Source organism: Microbacterium sp. ARD31, assembly GCF_031844425.1.
In genome coordinates this window covers 1-19,284 of record NZ_JAUZVE010000025.1, presented here as the reverse complement: position 1 = coordinate 19,284, position 19,284 = coordinate 1, and the positions used below count along the sequence as shown (strand labels likewise).

23 protein-coding genes are annotated in these 19,284 nt (G+C 70.9%); 8 read left to right on the top strand and 15 right to left on the bottom strand.

Features of this window, described 5'->3' with window-relative positions; genetic code table 11:
- From Q9S36_RS34535 to Q9S36_RS34525, 3 genes are all read right to left on the bottom strand, one after another.
- On the bottom strand, positions 1-537 hold the full coding sequence (locus tag Q9S36_RS34535) for a DUF488 domain-containing protein (protein ID WP_311289320.1): 537 nt from the start codon (positions 535-537) through the stop codon (positions 1-3).
- Between the two features lie 63 nt (positions 538-600).
- Positions 601-1,878 (bottom strand): DUF222 domain-containing protein, encoded by a 1,278-nt coding sequence (locus Q9S36_RS34530; RefSeq protein WP_311289319.1) that lies wholly within the window; start codon positions 1,876-1,878, stop codon positions 601-603.
- A 219-nt stretch (positions 1,879-2,097) separates the two neighbouring features.
- Positions 2,098-2,286: a DUF1918 domain-containing protein gene (locus Q9S36_RS34525; protein WP_311289318.1), complete on the bottom strand. Its 189-nt coding sequence runs from the start codon at positions 2,284-2,286 to the stop codon at positions 2,098-2,100.
- Positions 2,287-2,377: 91 nt separating this feature from the next.
- On the opposite strand from Q9S36_RS34525, the gene Q9S36_RS34520 reads away from it, so the two are divergent.
- Positions 2,378-3,016: a nucleoside/nucleotide kinase family protein gene (locus Q9S36_RS34520; RefSeq protein ID WP_311289317.1), complete on the top strand. Its 639-nt coding sequence runs from the start codon at positions 2,378-2,380 to the stop codon at positions 3,014-3,016.
- A gap of 82 nt (positions 3,017-3,098) precedes the next feature.
- Here the strand turns inward: Q9S36_RS34520 and Q9S36_RS34515 are convergent, their stop codons facing one another.
- Together Q9S36_RS34515 and Q9S36_RS34510 are read right to left on the bottom strand one after the other, a co-directional pair.
- On the bottom strand, positions 3,099-3,335 hold the full coding sequence (locus Q9S36_RS34515) for a hypothetical protein (RefSeq protein WP_311289316.1): 237 nt from the start codon (positions 3,333-3,335) through the stop codon (positions 3,099-3,101).
- Between the two features lie 2 nt (positions 3,336-3,337).
- Positions 3,338-4,315 carry an SPFH domain-containing protein gene (locus tag Q9S36_RS34510; protein WP_311289315.1) on the bottom strand — a complete coding sequence of 326 codons (978 nt, stop codon included), beginning with the start codon at positions 4,313-4,315 and terminating at the stop codon, positions 3,338-3,340.
- Between the two features lie 203 nt (positions 4,316-4,518).
- Between Q9S36_RS34510 and Q9S36_RS34505 the strand changes: the two genes are divergently transcribed.
- Positions 4,519-4,701, top strand: a complete 183-nt coding sequence (locus tag Q9S36_RS34505) for a hypothetical protein (protein WP_311289314.1) — start codon at positions 4,519-4,521, stop codon at positions 4,699-4,701.
- Between the two features lie 10 nt (positions 4,702-4,711).
- On the opposite strand, the gene Q9S36_RS34500 is transcribed toward Q9S36_RS34505, so the two are convergent.
- Positions 4,712-6,250 (bottom strand): PQQ-binding-like beta-propeller repeat protein, encoded by a 1,539-nt coding sequence (locus tag Q9S36_RS34500; RefSeq protein WP_311289313.1) that lies wholly within the window; start codon positions 6,248-6,250, stop codon positions 4,712-4,714.
- A gap of 118 nt (positions 6,251-6,368) precedes the next feature.
- Here Q9S36_RS34500 and Q9S36_RS34495 point away from each other — a divergent pair, with 118 nt between their 5' ends.
- Positions 6,369-6,797, top strand: a complete 429-nt coding sequence (locus tag Q9S36_RS34495) for a hypothetical protein (protein ID WP_311289312.1) — start codon at positions 6,369-6,371, stop codon at positions 6,795-6,797.
- A gap of 4 nt (positions 6,798-6,801) precedes the next feature.
- On the opposite strand, the gene Q9S36_RS34490 is transcribed toward Q9S36_RS34495, so the two are convergent.
- From Q9S36_RS34490 to Q9S36_RS34470, 5 genes are all read right to left on the bottom strand, one after another.
- Positions 6,802-7,431 (bottom strand): VC0807 family protein, encoded by a 630-nt coding sequence (locus tag Q9S36_RS34490; protein WP_311289311.1) that lies wholly within the window; start codon positions 7,429-7,431, stop codon positions 6,802-6,804.
- Positions 7,428-8,018, bottom strand: a complete 591-nt coding sequence (locus Q9S36_RS34485) for a TetR/AcrR family transcriptional regulator (protein WP_311289310.1) — start codon at positions 8,016-8,018, stop codon at positions 7,428-7,430. The genes Q9S36_RS34490 and Q9S36_RS34485 overlap by 4 nt, the downstream gene beginning before the upstream one ends.
- Before the next feature lie 45 nt (positions 8,019-8,063).
- Entirely contained in the window at positions 8,064-8,789 is a 726-nt protein-coding gene (locus tag Q9S36_RS34480) for a DUF2786 domain-containing protein (RefSeq protein ID WP_311289309.1), read from the bottom strand.
- Between the two features lie 11 nt (positions 8,790-8,800).
- Entirely contained in the window at positions 8,801-9,076 is a 276-nt protein-coding gene (locus tag Q9S36_RS34475; RefSeq protein WP_311289308.1) for a hypothetical protein, read from the bottom strand.
- Positions 9,077-9,350: 274 nt separating this feature from the next.
- Positions 9,351-9,941, bottom strand: coding sequence for a hypothetical protein (locus Q9S36_RS34470; protein ID WP_311289307.1), 591 nt, complete (start codon positions 9,939-9,941; stop codon positions 9,351-9,353).
- 128 nt (positions 9,942-10,069) lie between these two features.
- Here Q9S36_RS34470 and Q9S36_RS34465 point away from each other — a divergent pair, with 128 nt between their 5' ends.
- The 4 genes from Q9S36_RS34465 to Q9S36_RS34450 are packed head-to-tail and all read left to right on the top strand — an operon-like array spanning position 10,070 to position 13,019.
- The gene (locus Q9S36_RS34465; RefSeq protein ID WP_311289306.1) at positions 10,070-10,537 is read left to right on the top strand and encodes a hypothetical protein; all 468 of its coding nucleotides are present in this window, start codon (positions 10,070-10,072) and stop codon (positions 10,535-10,537) included.
- Between the two features lie 25 nt (positions 10,538-10,562).
- Complete coding sequence (locus Q9S36_RS34460) at positions 10,563-11,102, top strand: Uma2 family endonuclease (protein WP_311289305.1); 540 nt, start codon at positions 10,563-10,565, stop codon at positions 11,100-11,102.
- A gap of 39 nt (positions 11,103-11,141) precedes the next feature.
- On the top strand, positions 11,142-11,642 hold the full coding sequence (locus Q9S36_RS34455) for a hypothetical protein (protein WP_311289304.1): 501 nt from the start codon (positions 11,142-11,144) through the stop codon (positions 11,640-11,642).
- 3 nt (positions 11,643-11,645) lie between these two features.
- Positions 11,646-13,019 carry a plasmid pRiA4b ORF-3 family protein gene (locus tag Q9S36_RS34450; protein WP_311289303.1) on the top strand — a complete coding sequence of 458 codons (1,374 nt, stop codon included), beginning with the start codon at positions 11,646-11,648 and terminating at the stop codon, positions 13,017-13,019.
- A 7-nt stretch (positions 13,020-13,026) separates the two neighbouring features.
- Here Q9S36_RS34450 and Q9S36_RS34445 read toward each other — a convergent pair whose 3' ends face one another.
- Genes Q9S36_RS34445 through Q9S36_RS34435 form a run of 3 tightly spaced genes read right to left on the bottom strand, consistent with a single transcriptional unit; the run spans position 13,027 to position 14,899 of the window.
- Positions 13,027-13,404 carry a PIN domain-containing protein gene (locus Q9S36_RS34445; protein WP_311289302.1) on the bottom strand — a complete coding sequence of 126 codons (378 nt, stop codon included), beginning with the start codon at positions 13,402-13,404 and terminating at the stop codon, positions 13,027-13,029.
- On the bottom strand, positions 13,401-13,637 hold the full coding sequence (locus Q9S36_RS34440) for a hypothetical protein (protein ID WP_311289301.1): 237 nt from the start codon (positions 13,635-13,637) through the stop codon (positions 13,401-13,403). Before Q9S36_RS34440 ends, Q9S36_RS34445 begins: the two co-directional genes overlap by 4 nt.
- A 17-nt stretch (positions 13,638-13,654) precedes the next feature.
- Positions 13,655-14,899 carry a hypothetical protein gene (locus Q9S36_RS34435; protein ID WP_311289300.1) on the bottom strand — a complete coding sequence of 415 codons (1,245 nt, stop codon included), beginning with the start codon at positions 14,897-14,899 and terminating at the stop codon, positions 13,655-13,657.
- 206 nt (positions 14,900-15,105) lie between these two features.
- Between Q9S36_RS34435 and Q9S36_RS34430 the strand changes: the two genes are divergently transcribed.
- The gene (locus Q9S36_RS34430) at positions 15,106-17,913 is read left to right on the top strand and encodes a DEAD/DEAH box helicase family protein (RefSeq protein WP_311289299.1); all 2,808 of its coding nucleotides are present in this window, start codon (positions 15,106-15,108) and stop codon (positions 17,911-17,913) included.
- 333 nt (positions 17,914-18,246) lie between these two features.
- Here the strand turns inward: Q9S36_RS34430 and Q9S36_RS34425 are convergent.
- A partial coding sequence (locus Q9S36_RS34425; protein ID WP_311289298.1) for a hypothetical protein occupies positions 18,247-19,284 on the bottom strand: 1,038 nt, incomplete at its 5' end.

Sequence of the window (19,284 nt, the reverse complement as noted above, 5' to 3'; positions counted from 1 at the left end):
TCACTCCGCGACGTCGTAGCGCAGCAGGCCGTCGACCACCCGCGCGCCGGCGGACGGCTCGTGCAGTGTCGTCCGGCCGCTGTGCGCCAGGTGGGCGACGTCGAGGTCACGCAGCAGCACCGCGGCGTCGGCGACCAGGCGGCGGTGACAGCGCCACCAGACCGCCTCGCTGCACATCACGACGGCGGTGTCGTTCGTCGCCACCTGCTCGCCCAGGTCGTGCAGCGCCGCGAGGAAGTCAGGAGTTCGGGTGTGGGCGGCGTACGCGCGGAACGCCTCGACCCGCCACCAGCCGTCGGCCTCGGGGTCGGCGTCCTTGTCGCGTCGCCGGCGGCCACCGAGCCGCTCCTCCCAGTGGTAGCCGATGCCCGCTGCGGGCAGCCACTGCTCGAGCGCGTCCCTGCCCACGTCCGGGTTGTGTCTGCTGCCCGGGAACCGCCGGACGTCGATGAGCAGGCCTGTCCCGGCCGTCGTCAGCAGCGCGGCCAGGGCCTCTCGGTCGAGCGTCCCGTGCCCGACGGTGAGCAGCCGTCCCATGTCCCCAGCCAACCCGGTGCTCCCGGCAGGAGTACAGCCCCTGGGGCGGTCGATCCTTGGCGTCTATCTGCGTCGATGGAAGCGGACGTCGCCGCTGGGCATGCGTTCGGCGCGGTAGCTCACGTCGTGGATCCGATGGTGGTGGTGGCTGCAGAGCAGGACCCCGGCGTCGAGGTCGGTGCGGCCACCCGTCGCCCACGGATCGAGGTGGTGCGCCTCGCACCAAGTGGCCGGGATGTCACAGCCCTCGGCGCGGCACGTCCGGTCGCGGACGGCCATCGCCTTGCGCTGGGCGGAGCTGAACAACCGGCGTGAACGTCCGAGGTCGAGCGGGCGGCCGTCGGCGCCCAGGACGGCCGGGATGATCTTCGCGGCGCACGCGAGCCTGCGGGCCTCCGCCGCGGAGATCCGGTCACCGGCGAAATCGTCACCGGGAACGAGACCGGCGCCGATGACCCCGGCCGCGGCCAGCTCGGCCCGCAGCGCGGCGAGCGGGACCGTGACGACGACGCTCGTCGCGTCGCCGCCGTGGAGCGGCAGCCGCGCGGGGTCGACGGCCTCCAGGAAGGCGACGAACGCCTCACCCATTCGTCTCGGGTACGCCAGCCGCGCGACGGGGTCGTGTGCCGTCGCGTCGGCCCCCGGGTCGGTGCCGGCGGGCGTACGGCGCGGGTTGGCGTAGGCCTCGAGGTAAGTGGCGAACCGGGTCGCGGACGCGTCGGGGACGATCGAGGAGATGCGGGTCGTGCCATCGCCGAGCCGTCGCATGGTCAGGCGCGTCCGCTGGGCCGCGTGCGCCTCGAGCTCGGCGAGCCGAGCGCCCTCAGCCGCCTCGGCGATCTCAGGGGCGACGACCTCGAGGATGCGGCGCCCGATCCGCCCGAGCTCCGCTGGTCCGAACTCGCCGGTCCGGTCGACGAGGTGTGCCTCGGCTCGGCCGACCGTCTCGGCGTCGACCTCCGCGGGGAGCGCGGACAACGCACGGTCGATCACCCGAGCCTGCGCCAGGGTCGCACCTCCCTCACGCATCGCGACGGCCAGCACCGGTCGCTTCCTGTCGAGGGCCTCGGCGAGCCGCAGGTCCGCTCGCGCATCGGCGTACCGGGTGCGGGTGTGGTGCGCCAGCCAACCCGCTGCGTCCTTGGCGGCCGTCGCGGCGGCGAGGTCACCCGCGTCGGCGAGGATGCGCAGCCGGAGCTCGGCGAGCTGCCCCTCCGCCGCGGCGAGTTCGCGCAACGCGACCGCCTTCTCGTCAGTCGACATGAAGGTGGGGTTCGTGTCGGCGACGACCTTCAGAGCGGATCGGACGTCGGAGGCAACGGCGATGATCGGGTGGGTCACGATCGGGCCTCCCCTCGACGACGGGTCCGCCGCGCACGCGCGGCTGATCAACGGTCGTCGCTCCTGGAGGCCCCCAGAGGGGGGCTATTACTCACCCTCGCAACTCGCTCCACGAGCCAAGGTTTGGCGCACTGGTGTCTTGTCCTGGTGGCCCTGATCTGGCGGAACGTGGGTACCACCCTACCCCAACCTTGGACTCTATTCGCAAGTGTGTTCGACCTAGTTGTCCGCAGCCACCACGTGCGCGTCGTCCCCGGGGTAGACGAGACCCTCGTGGCCGTCGGCCCAGCGCACGACGTACGGCGGGCCACCGTCCGCACCGCGTACCTCGACGATCTCGCCCTCCCGCCTGGGCGTGTCGACCTTGTTGCTCTCCGTCACCAGCCGATCGCCGACGTGCGCCTGCATGGCCGCTCACCTTCCTCCATCGTGGCTCGTCCTCCCACGATGCGCCTCAGGCCGCCCGGCAGCAAGGGACCACGGGCCGTACGCTCGCGGCATGCGCGTCCCGTCGCTGCCCACGCTCGTCGAGCGGGCCGAGTCGATGCTCGCCGGGCAGGAGCGCGTCGTGCTCGGCATCACCGGCGCGCCCGGCGCCGGCAAGTCCACGCTTGCCGAGACGCTGATCGCGGCGCTGCGCGACAGCCTCGGTGACGACGCCGTCGGCCACCTGCCGATGGACGGCTTCCACCTCGCCGACGTCCAGCTCGACCGCCTGGGGTTGCACGACCGCAAGGGCGCACCCGAGACGTTCGACGTCGCCGGGTACGTCGCCGCCCTCGCGCGGCTCCACGACGAGCCCGACCGCACGCTCTACGTCCCCTGCTTCGAGCGCGACCTCGAGCAGCCGATCGCCGCCGCGATCGAGATCCTGCCCTCCGCGCGGCTCGTCGTCACAGAGGGCAACTACCTCCTGCTTCCCGACGGAGGCTGGGAGCGCATCCGGCCTCTCCTGACCGAGTCCTGGTTCGTCGAGGTCGACGACGACGTACGCCGCGAGCGCCTCGTGCGTCGCCACGAGCAGTTCGGCAAGCCGCCCGCCGTCGCCCGCTCGTGGGTCGAGGCGGTCGACGAGCCCAACGCCGTACTGGTCAGCGCCACCCGCGACCGCGCCGACCTCGTCGTACGCCTGTCCTGAATCGTCGAGCAGCTCGCCCTTCGCAGGTGGTCGAGTAGCCCGCGAGGAACGGGCGGGCGTATCGAGACCCCAGCTCCGACGATCAGTCGTCACCCTTCGGCGGCCGCCCCCGCTTCGGCACCGGACCCGCATCGCGCGGCGCGCGTCCGGCTGCCCGGAGCGCGTCGCGCAGCAGCAGCTCGATCTGGGCGTTGACGCTGCGCAGGTCGTCGGCGGCCCAGCGCTGGAGGGCGGAGTGGACGGCAGGGTCGAGGCGCAGGAGCACGGACTTGCGCTCCGTGCCTCGCCTGGGGGCCGGGTCCCCCGCCTGCTCGCCCACGATCAGGTGTAGAGCGAGCCGGTGTTGACGACGGGCGTCGTACCCCGTTCGGAGCAGAGCACGGTGAGCAGGTTGGACACCATCGCCGCCTTGCGCTCGGCGTCGAGCTCGACGATGTCCTTCTGCTCGAGCTGCGCGAGCGCGCTCTCGACCATGCCGACGGCACCCTCGACGATCGTCTCGCGCGCGGCGACGACGGCCGAGGCCTGCTGGCGCTGCAGCATCGCCTGGGCGATCTCGGGGGCGTACGCCAGCGCCGAGATCCGCACCTCGATGACCTCGAGGCCGGCAAGCGCGATCCGCTCGGCGACCTCCGCGGCAAGCTCGCCCGAGATCACCTCGGTGTCGCCGCGCAGGGTGACCTCGGTGACGGCGTTGTCGTAGGGGTGGCTCATCGCGACGTGCCGCAGGGCGGACTCGGCCTGGACGGCGACGAAGTCCTCGTAGTCCTCGACGGCGAACTTCGCCCGGGCGGTGTCGGCGACCTGCCAGACGACGATCGCCGCGATGTTGACCGGGTTGCCGTCGGCGTCGTTGACCTTGAGCTCGTTGGTCTCGAAGTTGTGCACGCGCACGGAGACGTTGCTGCGGGTCGAGAGCGGGACGACCATCCGCAGCCCCTGCTTGCGGACGGTGCCGACGTAGCGGCCGAAGAACTGGACGACGCGCGTCTGCCCCGGCGCCACGACCGCCAGCGACGCGGAGAGCAGCAGGCCCAGCACCCCGATGGCCAGGCCACCGACGATGCGGCCGATGCCGCCCTCACCGGCGTCCGCGGCGATGATCCCGAGGACCGTCAGCCAGCCGCCGAGGCCGAGCAGCAGCAGCGCCACGGCCAGCCCGGCGAAGCCGTCGACCGACCACGCCACCCGCTCAGTGACGTCCACGCGCGTGCCCTCGTGCCCGACCGGATGTCCCGCCGGCGCGCCGCCCTCCGACTCGCCGATCTCCCCGTGCTGCACGTCCCGCTCCCCGTCCATGTTCCCCAACCCCTCGTCAGAATGTGATGACAAATAGATATCACATTCTCCGGTCGATCCGCTCCCCGGTGGTTGAGGTGCGAGCGCAGCGAGCCTTGAAACCACTCAGCCGAGACCCCGCCGAACCTCCCACCAGACGTGCCCGAACGACCCTGCCCTCGCACCGCTCGCGGTCCTAGCGTGGAGACGAAGGGAGCACCACCATGAGCACTGGGACCAGCACCAACCAGGCCGGCAACGCCATCTACGGGCTCGGCATCTTCGGCGCCTGGGTCTACTTCTGGATGCAGGCCGACGGCTTCTGGCAGCACGTCCTCGCGATCCTCGAGGGCATCGTGTGGCCGGCGTTCGCCGTCTACCACGGCCTCGACGCGCTCGGCGCCTGACGCCGCGGGGTCACGACGCGAGCCGGTACGCGTGGACCGCGTGCCGGCTCGCCAGGACCCGCATGCCGTCCCTGGCGTCGACAGCACCGGTGAGCAGCGCGGCCGCACCGAGCCGGTCCATCGCGGATCGGTCCAGCGCCTTCCCGGTGGCGGGGCACGGCTCAACGAAGCGCCGCTCGCGCGTCTCGCGGAAACCGAGGACGACCCCGGTGCCGTCGGTGTCGAACCGGTGGCGGAAGGGCACAGTCACCGAGCAGACCACAGGCTCACGGGCCGCGAGAGGTAGGGCCGAACCGTCGACGAGCGACAGCAGCTTCGGGCCGTCAGCTGTCGGGATCACGGCGACGTCGTCGGCGTCGACCACACGGTCGCCCCGGGCGTCCATGCGGAGGATGTCGAGCACGAGCGTGCGCACGGCGTGGACGCCCAGCTCCTGGCGCCACGTGGTCTCGCCGGTGCGCGGGTCGTAGCCCTCGAGCCACCCGCGCGCCGACACCAGCCGCGGGTCGCGATCCTGCTGGTAGGAGCGCTGGCCGGAGAACGCGCAGCGCACAGGCAGCTCAGTGCGAGTCAGCTCGAGGCAGCGGATGTCGGCGCCGCGGTGGCGCCACAGGACCTTGCCGGTCTCGAGGTCGAGCCCGGCGGTACGCCGCTGGGCGAGGTCGAAGCGGACCACGGCACCGCGTTGGTAGCGGCGCACGACGGCGTCCTCGGTGGTCGGGAGGAGCTGGACGACCGCAACACCTGCCTCGTCGTCCACGAAGCCCGTCTGGTCGTCGACCAGCCACCGGCGGCTCCCCGTGATGCGGCCGTGCGGCACCCGCCAGGACGACCTTCCGACCCGGCCGACCGCCTTCGCCACGGCGTACTGCCGCACCGGGCCATCGACCGTGTAGACGTCGGACCCCGCGACAAGGGCGTTGGTGCCGGCCGGGAGGCGCTCCTTCTCGGGCCGCAGCCTCCACGACCCCAGGACCCACCGCGTCTCCTCGAACCGGTCGTCCTGGGAGATCCGCAGGCACACGTCGAGCCCGTCGTCGCAGGCCGGCGCGCCGAACTGGGCGACCACCGGGCGGGTGCGGGCGAGCACCTTGCCCGTCCTCGGGTCGAGGGCGAGGTACGGCAGCGCTGCCTCGGGTCGCAGCGCGCGACCCGTCCGAGCCTGCTGCATGACGACGTAGGTCTCGCCGTCCGCGGACTCGTGGACGAGGTCGCCGAGGTACGCCCCGATGCTGGCCCCCACCACCATGAGCGGCCGGCGCCACAGGATCGCGCCGTCCTCGCGGTCGAGCGCGACGACATCGATCTCGTCGCCCCGCGCCGCGACGGCGACGACCAGGACGTCACCCGCGGCGACGGGCGCCTGCAGGACGTCGAGGCGCGTCGACCAGGCTGGGGTCGCGGTGGTCGGCGCCGCGTCGAGCACGGTGGCGGGCGCGGTGGCGGACGTGCCATCCGCCGGCGTAGGCGCGCCGTCACCGCGATCGGTGGCGGCACCAGAGCAGCCGGACAGCAGGACGAGCACGACCAGAATCCCGAGAGCTCTCACGCTTCGACGCTAGGGATGCGAGCCGCTCCGCACAGCCCCCGACGAGCAATCTGTGGATGACCGCCACGCCTGTGGAAGGCCGTTCGCCAGAGCGCCCATCTGGGATCAAGGTCGGGGCATGACCAGAGAACGCTTCGAACCCACCATCCGATCCCAGGCCGACCTCGAGGACGCGTGGCGTCGCCTCATCGGACCGTCGTCCTTCGGCGGGCGGTCCGTCTGGATGATGCTCATCGTCGACGACGTCCCGCTGCTCCAGCTGACCGAGATCACCGAGGCCGACGAGCCCGACGTCCGGGTCACCGCGAACCTGGCGACCCTCCTGCGGATGCTCCAGGACGACGTCGCGCCCGGAGCGCGCTTCGCGTTCCTGCTCTCCCGTCCCGGCTCGGGGTTCGTCACCGCGCTCGACCGGCGGTGGGCGTCGGCGCTGTACGACGCGGCGCGCGCGGCCGCCGTGCCCTGCGAGGTGGTGCACCTCGCCACCAAGGGCGTGATCCGTCCGATCCCGCCGGACGAGCTGGAGGTCCTGGCACCCACGGCGTGAGCCGCTACGCCCTACTCGTCACCCGCGCCCGGCGTCGACCGCGGATCGCGCCGGCGCGTACGTAGACGACGGTCGTCACGACGTTGAGCACGACCGCCGTGGCGACGTACATCGCCAGGTTGAGCCCCGGCACCACGTCGGCCGGCAGCGTGTATGCCATCACCACCCGCGCGACCGCGTCGAGCAACGTGCCGGCTGCCCAGAGCGTGCTCGACGTACGCCACATCCGGCGGAACGTCTCGTCCTCCCGCCAGCGACGCTCCCAGTCGCCCACCCAGCCGAGGCGGCCCTCGACCATCGGCTTGGCGAACTGGTAGGCCAGCGGCCGGTCGGCCCACCAGAGGCTGGCGAGGAACCAGAAGCCGATGCCGCCTGTGACCAGCGAGTCCTTGGCCAGCAGGAACCGCTCGTCGCCGGGCAGCAGCGCGATCGCGAAGCTCGCGAACAGCAGCACGGTGAAGAACGCCTCCAGCCCACTCGGCCGGCTGCCGCGCAGCAGCGAGACGCACGCCGGCACGAGAGAGACCACGGCGCCGACCACGAGGGCGGCGTAGACGCTGACGCCGAAGTGGCGCATCAGGTAGTAGAGCGCGGTCGAACCGACGATCCCGAGGAGCGGCCGCAGCAGGGTCACAGGTCGACCCTCGTCGCGCGGTCGAACAGCTCGACCAGCTCTCGCGCGTACGCCGCGCAGTCGAGATCGGGATCGGTCTGCAGCTGGAACGGCACGGTCTCCACGGCTCGTTGGATCGTGGCCGCCATGACGCGCAGGTCGAAGGCACGCATCTCGCCCCGCTCCTGGCCGTCCTTCAGGATCCGCTCGAGGTGGCTCACGTCGCTCGACGCTGGCTTGCCCTCGCTCCAGGCTCCGGACATCACGACCTGCAGCAGCGCCGCCATCGGCGCGCGGTGGGTGTCGGCGTACTCGACGACTCCCTCGATGTACGCCTTGAGCCGTCCTTGCGGGCTCTTCTCCGCCATGACCAGCGCTCCGACGTGCTCGCCGATGCCCTCGACGACGTGCTCCACGAGCGCCGACACCAACTCGTCCTTGCCGGCGAAGTGATAGCTGATGAGGCGCGTGCTCGAGAGGCCCGCACGCTCGGCGATCCGCTTGAACGACGCGCTGGCGAAGCCTTCGGACGCGACCACCTCGATCGTCGCGTCGAGGATCTGTGCGCGTCGTACTGTCGACGCGACCGATCGCGTTGTTACCTGCATGAGTAAAGAGTACGTCGGCTGAGTAAGTAGCGCAGCGCGTCCGCGTCATCCTCTGCTTAGTCCTCGGTGGACGTCGAGCCGTGCGAGATCTGCGGCAGCTCGTCCGGCACGCCAGCCCCCGCGATTGCTCACGCTCCTTGCCCTCCCCCGGGTGTGGGGCACGAGCCGGTCGAACTCCTCCGCCACCCGCTCCTCCTGCGAGCGCAGCACGGGCAGGTGTCCGTCGGCGCGGGCTGCCGACTCGCTGGCCTCGCGCAATCGCTCACCGATGCGGGACGCGTAGGAGGTGAGGAAGGACTGCCGGAAGGACCTGGTCCGGGACACTCCGCCCGTTGTGTTGCGGCTGCCGTGTCGTGCCATCGCGATGTCGGCCTGGACCAGGAGCGATGTGGCCAGCAGCTCGACTGCGTCGAGGTCGCCGCTCGCCCCCACCACGACGATGAAGGCGTGCCGCTGGGCGAAGGCCGTGCGGCAGCGGTTGGCGGACGCCACGGCAGCCACGAGGCTCGCCTTCGCGGCGACGTACGGAGCGTCCAGCCAGATCCGGCGGACGCGCGGCGAACGGGCGTCCGTCGGCACGTCCTGACCACCCAGCAGTCGTCCCAGTGCGTATCGGGTGATCAGCTCCTGAGCCTTGGCGTAGAGCGCCTCCGCCTCGTACTCGAAGTCGGTGGACTCGGCCTTGGCCAGCAGCGCGCGGACCTGTGCGAGCTTGGGGTGCTCGGCTCCCGGCGCGCCACGGCTGCCGGTGACGGCACCCTCTGCGAGCACCGGCGCATGGGTCAGCAGTGCGGCCAGCCGAGGGCGGATGCGAGATCGTCCGCGGTGCCCACGACGAGGGGCCGCTCCGCGCCGATGGTGTTGACTGCCTCCACCCAGGCGTGGTCCCGCCGACGGTGCTCGCGCCCCTCGTCGTGCAGTGCGGCGCACAGCGTCACCAGGTGCCGCTCGTCGAGCTGCCGCCGGACGAGCTCGGCCAGGTCTGCAGGCGGCCAGCCCGCCTCGGTCACGTGGTGGACCACGCGGACCAGCAGGTCGAGCACCACCACGTCGACCACGTGCGCGGGGTACGGAGAGACCGAGCGCACGAGGTGCCCAGCGGCAATCGTGAGGTCATGCTCGTTGATGGTGCCCGCGCCGAGTCGGCGTACGGCACCGTGGACCTTGGCCTCGACGAGCTCAAAGGCATGCGTGGCGTCCCACGCCGATCTGTCACCTGCGTTGGCCCTCGCGGACGTCTCGTCACCCGCATGGTCGTGAGGCCGCTTCCTCTGCCTCGCGGCCTTGCGTCTCCGGCTGTCCGCTCCCATCCCCGTCGGCTCCCTGCTCGACTCACACGACCCGGAGCGAGCGGCTGGACGATCGTCGTCTTGGCGACCGCCGGCGGTCGCGGTCGATGACCTCCTCGTACGGCAGCGGCGGGTAGTCGAGGTAGCGGGGGTCCGCCTTCTTCAGGACCTCCTCGGTGATGACGTTGTCCTCGACCCTGATCGCGAAGATCTCCTTGTTGTCGCGTCGGCAACCGACCACCAGGCCGTCGAGGTGGTGATCGAAGCTGAAGGCCTCGAAGACCTCGAGTCCTGACCCCGACGCCTCCGCGCCGGGTGCCAGGAAGTGCTGGATGAGGTAGTCGAGCCAGCGTGTGGGTTGGTAGATCTTCTCCTCGCCGTCGAGCGCGAGGCAGCAGCCGTCCCAGCACGGCACCCATCGGCACCAGAGCTGCGGCTGCCCGGGCGCTGGACGGTTGGTGCGCTCGATGTCGTCCGAGACCTGGTCGGCGTAGGGGTTGGGAGGGACGTAGTACGGCCCCTCCTTCCTGTCGTAGCGCCTCGTCAGGCTGAAGGCCGACAGGTAGGCCTGCTCCGCCTCGTTGAGGCTCGGGGTGATGTCGATGTGCCCGAGGAAGTCCGTCGTGTATCCCATGCCCACAGCAAAGGCCGAGCGTGTGATCAGGCACCACGGCGACTGACCCAGCCTGTGGAGAACGGCCTCCTGAGGACTCCTGGGGAGGACCAGGTGCCCCCAACAGGGCGGCACGCGACGCTCAACCCATGACCACAGACATCCATGACGTCCTCGCCCGCTACGAGCTGCGCGACCCTCAGCGGCTGCTCGACGAGATCGCCGCGGCAGTCCCCCTCATCGAGGGACGGGTGTACCTCGCGCTCGTGCATCAACCCGCCACGACGCAGGAGCTCCTCGCGCTCGAGGAGCTCACGCCCCTGCCAGTCGACATCGACGAGGTGCACCGCGGCCGGTCGGACCTGCTCTACGACCGGGTCTGGAAGCTCGCTATCCCGACTCGCGCGGACGACTCGGCCTCGATCCTCGTGACTGTGATCGTGCGCTCCGGGATCAACGGGTGGGGGCAGGAGGAGAAGCGCTGGGCGCACGGATGGCGCTACAGCAACCACAACTCCGACGCCTTCGACCGCGACCTGATGGTGGTCACCGAGCACGGCTGGTGCTCGCTCTGGTCCCACGAAGGCGGGCACGAGCCCGCGATGGTGGCCGGGTGAGCACGGATGGGGCACCCTTGTGAGCGTGACCGTCCTGCCGCAGAGCCGGCCGCTGACCGCGGACGACCTCGCCGCCATCCCCGATGACGGGCACCGCTACGAGCTCATCGACGGCACGCTCATCGTGACGCCCGCCCCGTCCTGGCGGCACCAGCGGGCGGTGTCCAGGCTCCTGAGGGCACTGATGGATGCAGCTGCTGACGATCTCGAGGTGTTGGCCGCGCCCTTCGACGTACGCCTGGCCGACGACACGGTCCTCCAGCCCGACGTGCTCGTCTGTCGCGTGACCGACCTGACGCAGCGCAACCTGCCCGCGGCGCCGCTCCTCGCTGTCGAAGTGCTCTCCCCGTCCACGCGCCTCGTCGACCTCAACCTCAAGCGCGCCCGCTACGAAGCGGCAGGATGCCCGTCCTACTGGGTCGTCGACCCGGAGGCACCCACGATCACTGCGTGGGAGCTGCGCGACGGGGTCTACGCCGAGGTGGCCTCCGTGGCGGGCGGCGAGCCCTTCGCCGCTGCACGTCCGTTCCCGGTCACCTTCGCGCCCCGCGACCTCGTCGACTGATCGGCCAGCCGGCCGCTCGCCGTCTTCTACAGTCGTTCCATGGACGATGACTGGGCCTTCTCCGACGAGGAGGACGAAGCCCTGCTCGCGGAGTGGCGGGCAGTCGACCGCGCGGCTGCCGACTACCTCGAGGAGCGGGTGCCGGGGCTGACCGATCCGGTCAGCGACGACGAGTCGCGGTGGCTCGACGCCCTCGTGGAGACCATTGACCCGACCGACGAGCCCGACACCGACCCCGAGCTCTTCTCATCGGTGATGGCGCTCCAGCACGCCGACTGGTCGGGGCTCGCCCTCGGCACCCTCGCCCGCGGTGCCGGCTCGACGCTGGACGCCTCGCGCGTGCTCGACGACATCAACGGCCTGGACGACGTGGAGGGCGAGATCGAGGACCCCGAGGGCACCCGACAGGTGCTGTCGACGGCCTTCATAGTCCTGACCCCTGCGTGGCAGGAGCTCGGCGTGCTCGACGAGGATGAGCGCTTCACCGAGCGCGGCGTGTGGGGCCTCCCGCGCGCACTCCACCGGAGCTGGAGCCGCTGACCCGTGTCGCTCACGCTTCCGCCACCCCCACCCACCGTCCACCGGCTTCGGGTGCGCATCGCGCTCAACGAGGTCGAGCCGCCGGTCTGGCGTCGCCTGGACGTGGCTGGCGACCTCGACCTCGCCGAGCTCCACGAGGTCCTCCAGACCGCGATGGGCTGGACCGACTCGCATCTCCACAACTTCTTCGCCACCCGCGACCGCCGCGTGCCCCCGATCCTGACCGACTTCGACGAGGAGGAGGGAGACCAGGGCATCAACGAACGTGACGTCCGGCTCGACCAGGTGCTGCAGGAGGTCGGTGACGAGTTCTACTACGCCTACGACTTCGGCGACGGCTGGGAGCACGCGATCCGCCTCGAGGAGGTGCTGGCGTACGACGACTCGCTGCCGCGGGCGCGTCTCCTTGCCGGCGCGCGGGCGTGTCCGCCCGAGGACTGCGGCGGTCCGGGCGGCTATGCCGACCTCGTCGACGCCGTGGCCCCCGGACCCCGCACGGCGGACGAGCGCGACCTGCTGGCATGGGCGGGCGACTGGGACCCGGAGGCGTTCTCGGTCGAGGAGACCGACGAGCTGCTCCGACTCACCTTGACGAGCATGGGAGGCAGCGCTGGCGTGGCCGCCTCCCTGCGTGCGGTCGGCACCGGGTTCTCCGACGTGCTGACCGACCTCGTCGACCAGAGCCGCCGCGCGCCCCAGCTCCTGGCGAAGCTGGTCGCCGCCGCTGAGCTCGACCTGCTCGACGTCCCTGATCCCGCCACCCGACAGCGACTGATGCACCCGTGGCTGCACCTGCTGGACGTCGTGGGTGACGGGATCGCGCTGACCTCGGCTGGGTGGCTACCACCCGCCGTCGTCAGCCGGCTGGCGACCGACCTCGACCTGCACGAACCCTGGATGGGCAAGGGCAATCGGGAGCAGAACTTCCCGCCGGTCAAGCTGCTGCGCTTGACGGCGATGGACCTCGGTCTGCTGCGCAAGCGGAAGGGCGAGCTGTTGCCGTCGGCGGTCGGACGACGTCTCGCCGGTGATCCCGAGGGCATGTGGCACCACGTGGTGGCGTCCCTCCCGCTCGGGCGTACGCCGGTCGAGACGCACGCCGGAGCCCTCGCCCTGCTCGCCGTGGCGTCCGGAGAGGACCCTCCGGACCTCATCCGCCGATGGGGGAGTGACCTTCTGTGGTCGGCCGGCTGGGCGACGAGGGCCGATCACCTGCCGCCGTCGCACGGGGCCGTGCTCGAGTACGCGCGCCCCACCTGGAACGCTCTGCGCGTCGTCAGCGACGATGACCCGCTGAGCCGGAAGCGCGTGCCCGAAGAGCTCCGCCAGCTCGCCCGCGCCGCGCTTCGACGCTCCCGTCTCCAAGTGGTCGAGTAGCCGACCCTCAGACACGTACGAGCGGGAGCGTGGGATCGAGGGCAGCCAGGCCGTCGGGGTCCGACGTCACCACCAGATGACCGCGGCTCCTGGCGTGCCACACCACGTGTGCGTCGACGACGTCCGATCCACCGGTGGCACTACACAGACGCCCCACCTCGCGAGCGGCGTGCAGGTCGTAGTCGGGTGTGTCGACCCCCCGCGCCGAGAGCACCGCGGCGAGCCGCGCCTGTCGCGGTCCGCCGCGCCACACCTGGGCGACGACCTCGGGCACGACGTGCACCTCCAGACCTCGCTCGACCGCCTCGCGCAGCAGGACACGTACGTCGACATTGCCGCGCTCGAGGGCGATGAGCGCACTTGCGTCGAGGCTGATCCCGCTCATCCGTGAGCGAGGGCGTCGAGCACTCGGGAGGCTCGGGCCCGAGCCTCTGGTCCCGGTGCGCCGAGCTCGGCGTCCATCTCGTCGAGGACCTCGGTGAGGGTGCGACGTCTCGACTTCTCCGACATCGCTTCGGCCACGTAGGCGGACACGGACGCAGCCCTTCCCTCCGCGACAGCCGTGCGAGCTTCGTCGACCAGGTGGTCGGGCAGGCTCACGGCGATCTTCGTGGTCATACCACGATCATACCGAGTCACGCGGCGACATCGAGCCTCGCGCGGATCCGACGGCACACCACGTCGGCCGGCGCCACCAGCGTCTGCTCGAGGGCCCGCAGAACCGCGGCATCGGACGACACGAGAAGCGACGTGAGGGCGTCGAGCGTCCCCGGCTCCAGCAACGCAGCCGCGACGAGCGACCCGACCGGACGAGGGTCGTCGCATTCACCACACGTGCACTCGACGTCGTCCGGCTGCAGCTCCCCGGACATCGCCGCGAGCACGAGCGCGACGTCGTACTCGACGCCGTTGCCCCCGCTCCCGACCTGGTCGGAGCGCAGCTCCGGATCCGGCGGCTCGATGAGATGCCGACGCAGCGTGGCGGGAATGTCGAAGAGCAGGTCGAAGTGGTGCATCCTCGCGACCAGGGCGGACAGGGCCTCCCCGTGCACGCCGCGGCTGGCCCGGCCCAGCGCGTCCACCCACCCGGACGGTCTCGCCGCGACCTCACGCGCCACGTCGATCGGGACGCACAGCGGTGCGCTCTCGAACAGGTGCACGTCGCCCGCACTGACCACCCGCCCGAGCGCCGCCTCACCGATCGCCATCATGGCGGCCCCTCCGAGGTTGACCGTCTCGACGGTCTGCGTGCTCGCGAGGTCGCGCCACACGATGCGGTCACTCGTCTCTGCCAGGAGCTCGAACCCACCCATCGGTACGCCGATCCACGACCTCATGTCGCCCGCGCGGCCGAGCAGCGCGGGTGTTGCGACCCGGTCGACGAACGCGGCCAGCCCGCCGTGCTCGTGCAGGACGAGCTGGCGGAAGACCCAGTCATGGTCGATGACCTTCGACCTCGCATCGTCGTGGTCGACTCCCCAGAGGGTGCTGCCACCGCCCCGGGTGTGGACGGCGACGTCCACCGCTTCCAGCGGCCGCCCCGGTGTCGCCTGTGCAGCCTGCGCCACCACCCAGCGCCGGATCACCCACTCCGGTGCGTCGCCGCCGAGGATGGCGAGCTGGCGCAGGCGTCGGACACGCTCGGGTCGCCACCACGGACGCCCGTCGGGGCCCAAGGGCATGTCTTCGATGAGGGCCAGTGCGCCCTCGGCGTCGCCCTGGGTCTCCGCCGCGTCGACCGCCAGCATCCGCCTCAACCACGGCCGGTTGGCGTCGAGGACGACGTCTCGTCGGCTCCGGCTTCCCATCCCGGCGGCCGGCTGCGGAGCCCGCGGCGTCCGTCGGGTGCGTCCCTTGCGGCGGTGGCGTGATCGAGGCATGTACGCCACTCAACGCCACGGCTGGGCGGCGCCACCAGACCGTCAAGACGATCTGTGGAGAACCCACCGTCCTCCGCGCCACCCGGTCCTCGTGCACCGCGTACGTCGTCGGCGTGCCCGGGCCGTGACACCATGCACCGACCCACCTGCGGCCCACCGCGGCTCGCCAGGTGGGTCCCCCCGAGCCGACCAGGAGGCGTACGACGGTGCCCGACCCGGACGCGTCCGTCGTACCGCCTCTGCGGGTCCACCAGCGCGAGGCACTCGAGGCCCTTGCGGACGCGTGGCGGGATGATCACCAGCCACGCGCGTGGGTGGTGCTGCCGCCCGGCGCGGGCAAGACCCGTGTCGGCATTGAGGCCGTCGCCGCCGAGATCCGAGAGCACCCCGACACCCGCGCCGTGGTGCTCGCGCCCAACACCGCCATCCAGTCGCAGTGGATCGCCGAGGCGCGGGCGATGGGCCTGGACGCGAGCGACGACAAGGCGCTGACGAGCGACCTCACCTGCCTGACGTACCAGTCCCTCGCCGTCTTCGACTCCGAGGCCGCGGACGACGACGACTCGGTGCAGTCGGTCGTCGACCGGCTGCACCCCAACGGCGTCGAGCTGTTCGAGCGGATCCGGTCGCAGCCGCGGCTGGTGCTGGTCCTCGACGAGTGCCACCACCTGCTCGAGGTGTGGGGGCAGCTGCTCGCCGAGCTGCTCGAGGCCGTCGACCGTGCCCACGTCCTGGCGCTCACCGCGACCCCGCCCGAGAGCCTCGTCGGCGAGCAGCGAGCGCTCGTGGACCGACTCTTCGGGACCATCCGCTACCGCGTCTCGGTGCCGGCGGTCGTCAAGGAGGGGCACCTCGCGCCGTTCGACGAGCTCGTCTGGCTGACCACGCCGACGCCGACCGAGGAGGACTGGCTCACCACCGAGGCCGTCCGGTTCACCGAGCTCACCACGCTGCTCACCACGCCGGGCTTCGGCACCGTCGGCTTCTACGCCTGGCTCACCGCGCGCTTCGTCGAGCCCGTCCCCGCGACCACCACCTGGGCGTCGCTCGCCGAGCGCGAGCCCGAGCTGTGCGACGCCGCGCTGCGCATGCACCACGCAGGTCTGCTCGCCCTGCCCGCCGGCGCCCGGCTGCGTGAGGAGCACCGCCACGCCCCGTCAGCCGACGACTGGGTGCGGCTGCTCGGCGACTGGCTGCTCCGCCACGTGGCCGAGTCCGACGACCCGGCCGACGCCGAGGTCCTCGCCACGGTCAGGGCGGCGCTGCCGTCGGTCGGCTACCAGTGGACGCGGCGCGGCGTACGCCGTGGGCGCTCCACCGTCGATCGCGTGCTCGCCCGGTCGTACGCCAAGCCCGGCGCCGCCGCACAGATCATCGCCGCCGAGCACGCCGTCCTCGGCGACCGCGCGCGGGTGCTGGTGCTGTGCGACCACGAGCGGGCGTCGGCGACCGTGCCGGTGACGCTTGACGGGGTGCAGGACGCGGAGGCGGGCTCGGCACTCGCGGCGCTCGAGGTGCTGCTGTCCGACCCGAGCACCGCCGTCCTCAACCCGATGCTGGTCACGGGTTCCGTCGTCGCGGGGTCAAAGGAGACGCTGCAGGACCTGATCGCCTTCGTCGCCGCCCGGGATCCCGAGCTGGCCGCGCGGTTGCGCGTCGAGGCCGGCTCACCGGTCGCCACCTGCTCCTCGGGCTGGACCTCGCGGACCTGGGTCGCCCATGTCACGGCGTACCTCGAGGCCGGCCGCACCCAGGTCCTCGTCGGCACCCGCAGCCTGCTCGGCGAGGGCTGGAACGCCCGCGGCGTCTCCACGCTGATCGACCTCACCACCGCGACCACGCTGACCGCCGTCGTCCAGACGCGCGGGCGGGCGCTGCGGACCGACCCGACGTGGCCCGACAAGGTCGCCACCAACTGGACGGTCGTGTGCGTCTCCGAGGCGCACCCCAAGGGCGACAACGACTGGATGCGGTTGGTGCGCAAGCACCAGGGCTTCCACGGCATCGACGCCGACGGCGACATCGTCGACGGCGTCGCGCACATCGACGCCTCCTTCTCCCCCTTCGCCCCTCCCCCGGTCGCGTCGTTCGACGCGCTCAACGCCCGGATGCTCGTCACCGCCGCCGACCGCGACGCGATCCGCGACGCCTGGCGCGTTGGTGAGCCGTACGACGACGTCACGCTCGCGTCGCTGCGCGTCCGACCTGCGTCTCCCGCACTCGTGCCGGCCGAGGAGGTCGTGACGATCGCTCCCGTCGCGCCGACGTGGCGGCTGGAAACGGACGGCCTGACCACGTCTGTCCCGGTGCCGGACACGAGCTGGCGTACGCCGATGGCGCTGGCCGCAGGCACGGCCGGCGCCTCCGCGGCGGCAACCGTGGCGGGGCCGTGGGCGCTCCTGGCCGCCGGGGGCCTCGGCGTGCTGGCGACCCTCGGCCAGGCGGTGGTCACCGGTAGCGACCACACGTCCGTCCTCACTTCGTGGGTCCGTTCGCAGGTCGCCCTCACCTCCGGCACCCCGGCGTTGGAGGCGGTGGCCGCCGCTGTCGCTGACGGGCTCCTGGCCGGCGGGCTGACCTCGGTCGGTGCGTCCGCGCTGGCGGTCGACGTGCACCCGGGCGGCGAGTACCGCTTCCGACTCGTGGGCACCGAAGCCGACGCCGAGGTCTACGCGAGCGCGTTCGACGAGGCGATCGGGCCGGTCGGCGCCTCGCGCTACGTCGTCTCCCGCTACACAGACGCGTCGCTGCCCGACGGTCCGATCCGTACGCGACGTGGCGCGCGTGCTGCGCTACGTGCGGCTCGTGCGACGGGCGAGGTCTGGCACCCGGTCCCCACCGTCCTCGGCCGCAACGCCACCCTCGCCGGTCACTACCTCGCCGCCTGGTGCACCTGGGTCGGCGAGGGCCGGCTGTTGGCAGCCGCGAAGCCCGAGGGTGCTGGGATCGTGGCGGCGGTCTCAGGTGACAGTCCTTTCGCAGCCACCACCGTCATGCGGCGCACCTGGTCCTGAGCCGGAACCGGCGCGCGCTGTCGCGCCACCGACTTGTCTCCGCAGAAACACGCCGGCATGCGGGGCCAGACCGGTCCGGGATCGGAGCAGCCCCGAACGGGAACGCGGACGTACCAGGTAGGACCCGCCGGGCGGTCAGCAGAGGCCCTCCCCACTCGAGACATCGGGGAGCGATCGGCTGGTGCTGTGACGGACTTATGACCCGATAGGGCGCGCTGCCCGGTCACATCGGAGAGCCATGTGATGGCCGCTCAACCCCGCAAACACGATGAAGCGGGCCGCGTCTCCTACGACCTGCGCCGTTGCAGAAACTTGGCCCCCCGACCCGATCGCCTACTTGATGCCCACCGATTTCTTCAGCTGAGCGCGCATCGCGTTCCAGTTCTTACGCACGAATGCGTCGTACTGCGCTTGTGTCATAATATCCACTTTTCCACGCTGCGGAATGGCGACGTCAGACACCGGGACGAACAGGAGACTCTTGACAAGCGTGGCGACCTCACGCGTCGGCGCGCTCTTTCCTGAACGAGCGAGATACTGTGCAACAGTCTCGTCACGCTTGATACGGTTTGGTCCTGCCGGCAATACTGCCAAGTTGCCAAGAGCGCCCAGTGCCCAAGGCTCCTTGCCCGAAGTCATTTTCTGAATGCGTGCGACTGGAATCAGGTGCTCGACGTCGAACTTGTTCGACTTCTGGTCTGCCACCTTGACTTTCGAAGAATATAGGAACTTGAGAAAGGCACGATCGGCGGCCGTTATGTTCTTTCGCTTGTGGCTAACATCGGTCATCTGCTCGCTAAACAACGTCTTAAGGGCGCTGTCGAATGAACCGGCGTCGATGGCTTCCAAATACGCCTTAGACGGCTTGACCCCGTCCCAAACACGCTGGAACGCATAAGTGTAGAGCGAGCCGCGCCAGTGGCTCCGCAAGATGTCGTAGATGTAATGCTGAGGAAGCGCAACCTTCAGAAGGCCCTGCGCCTTCTTTCTGCTCGCAGATGTTCCGCGCAATGAGAAGTTGCTTCGGAAATCATAGGCGTGAGCTGCAGCAGCCGCGATCATTGAAACGATTTGCAGTTCGCCATGGGCTAGCGAATCGCCGTCACTCACGAATTCAAATGCGAGATAACGCGAGAGGCAGTCGTCGACGAACTTGGTCGACGCGAACAGGGCCTTTTCGAATTCCTGCACATCGAGTGATCCGTCCGGCAGCACCGGGAAGAGTTCGTCGAGCTGAGGCATCTGGTCCAAGGACTTGCCAAACATCAGGGTCGCCAACGGAAAGGCGCTGGAGAGCGCCCCTCGCGCGGCGCCCTTCTTGGAGAACAGTCTGGGAAACTCCTCCCCTAGGACCTGACTCAATCCGTGGAG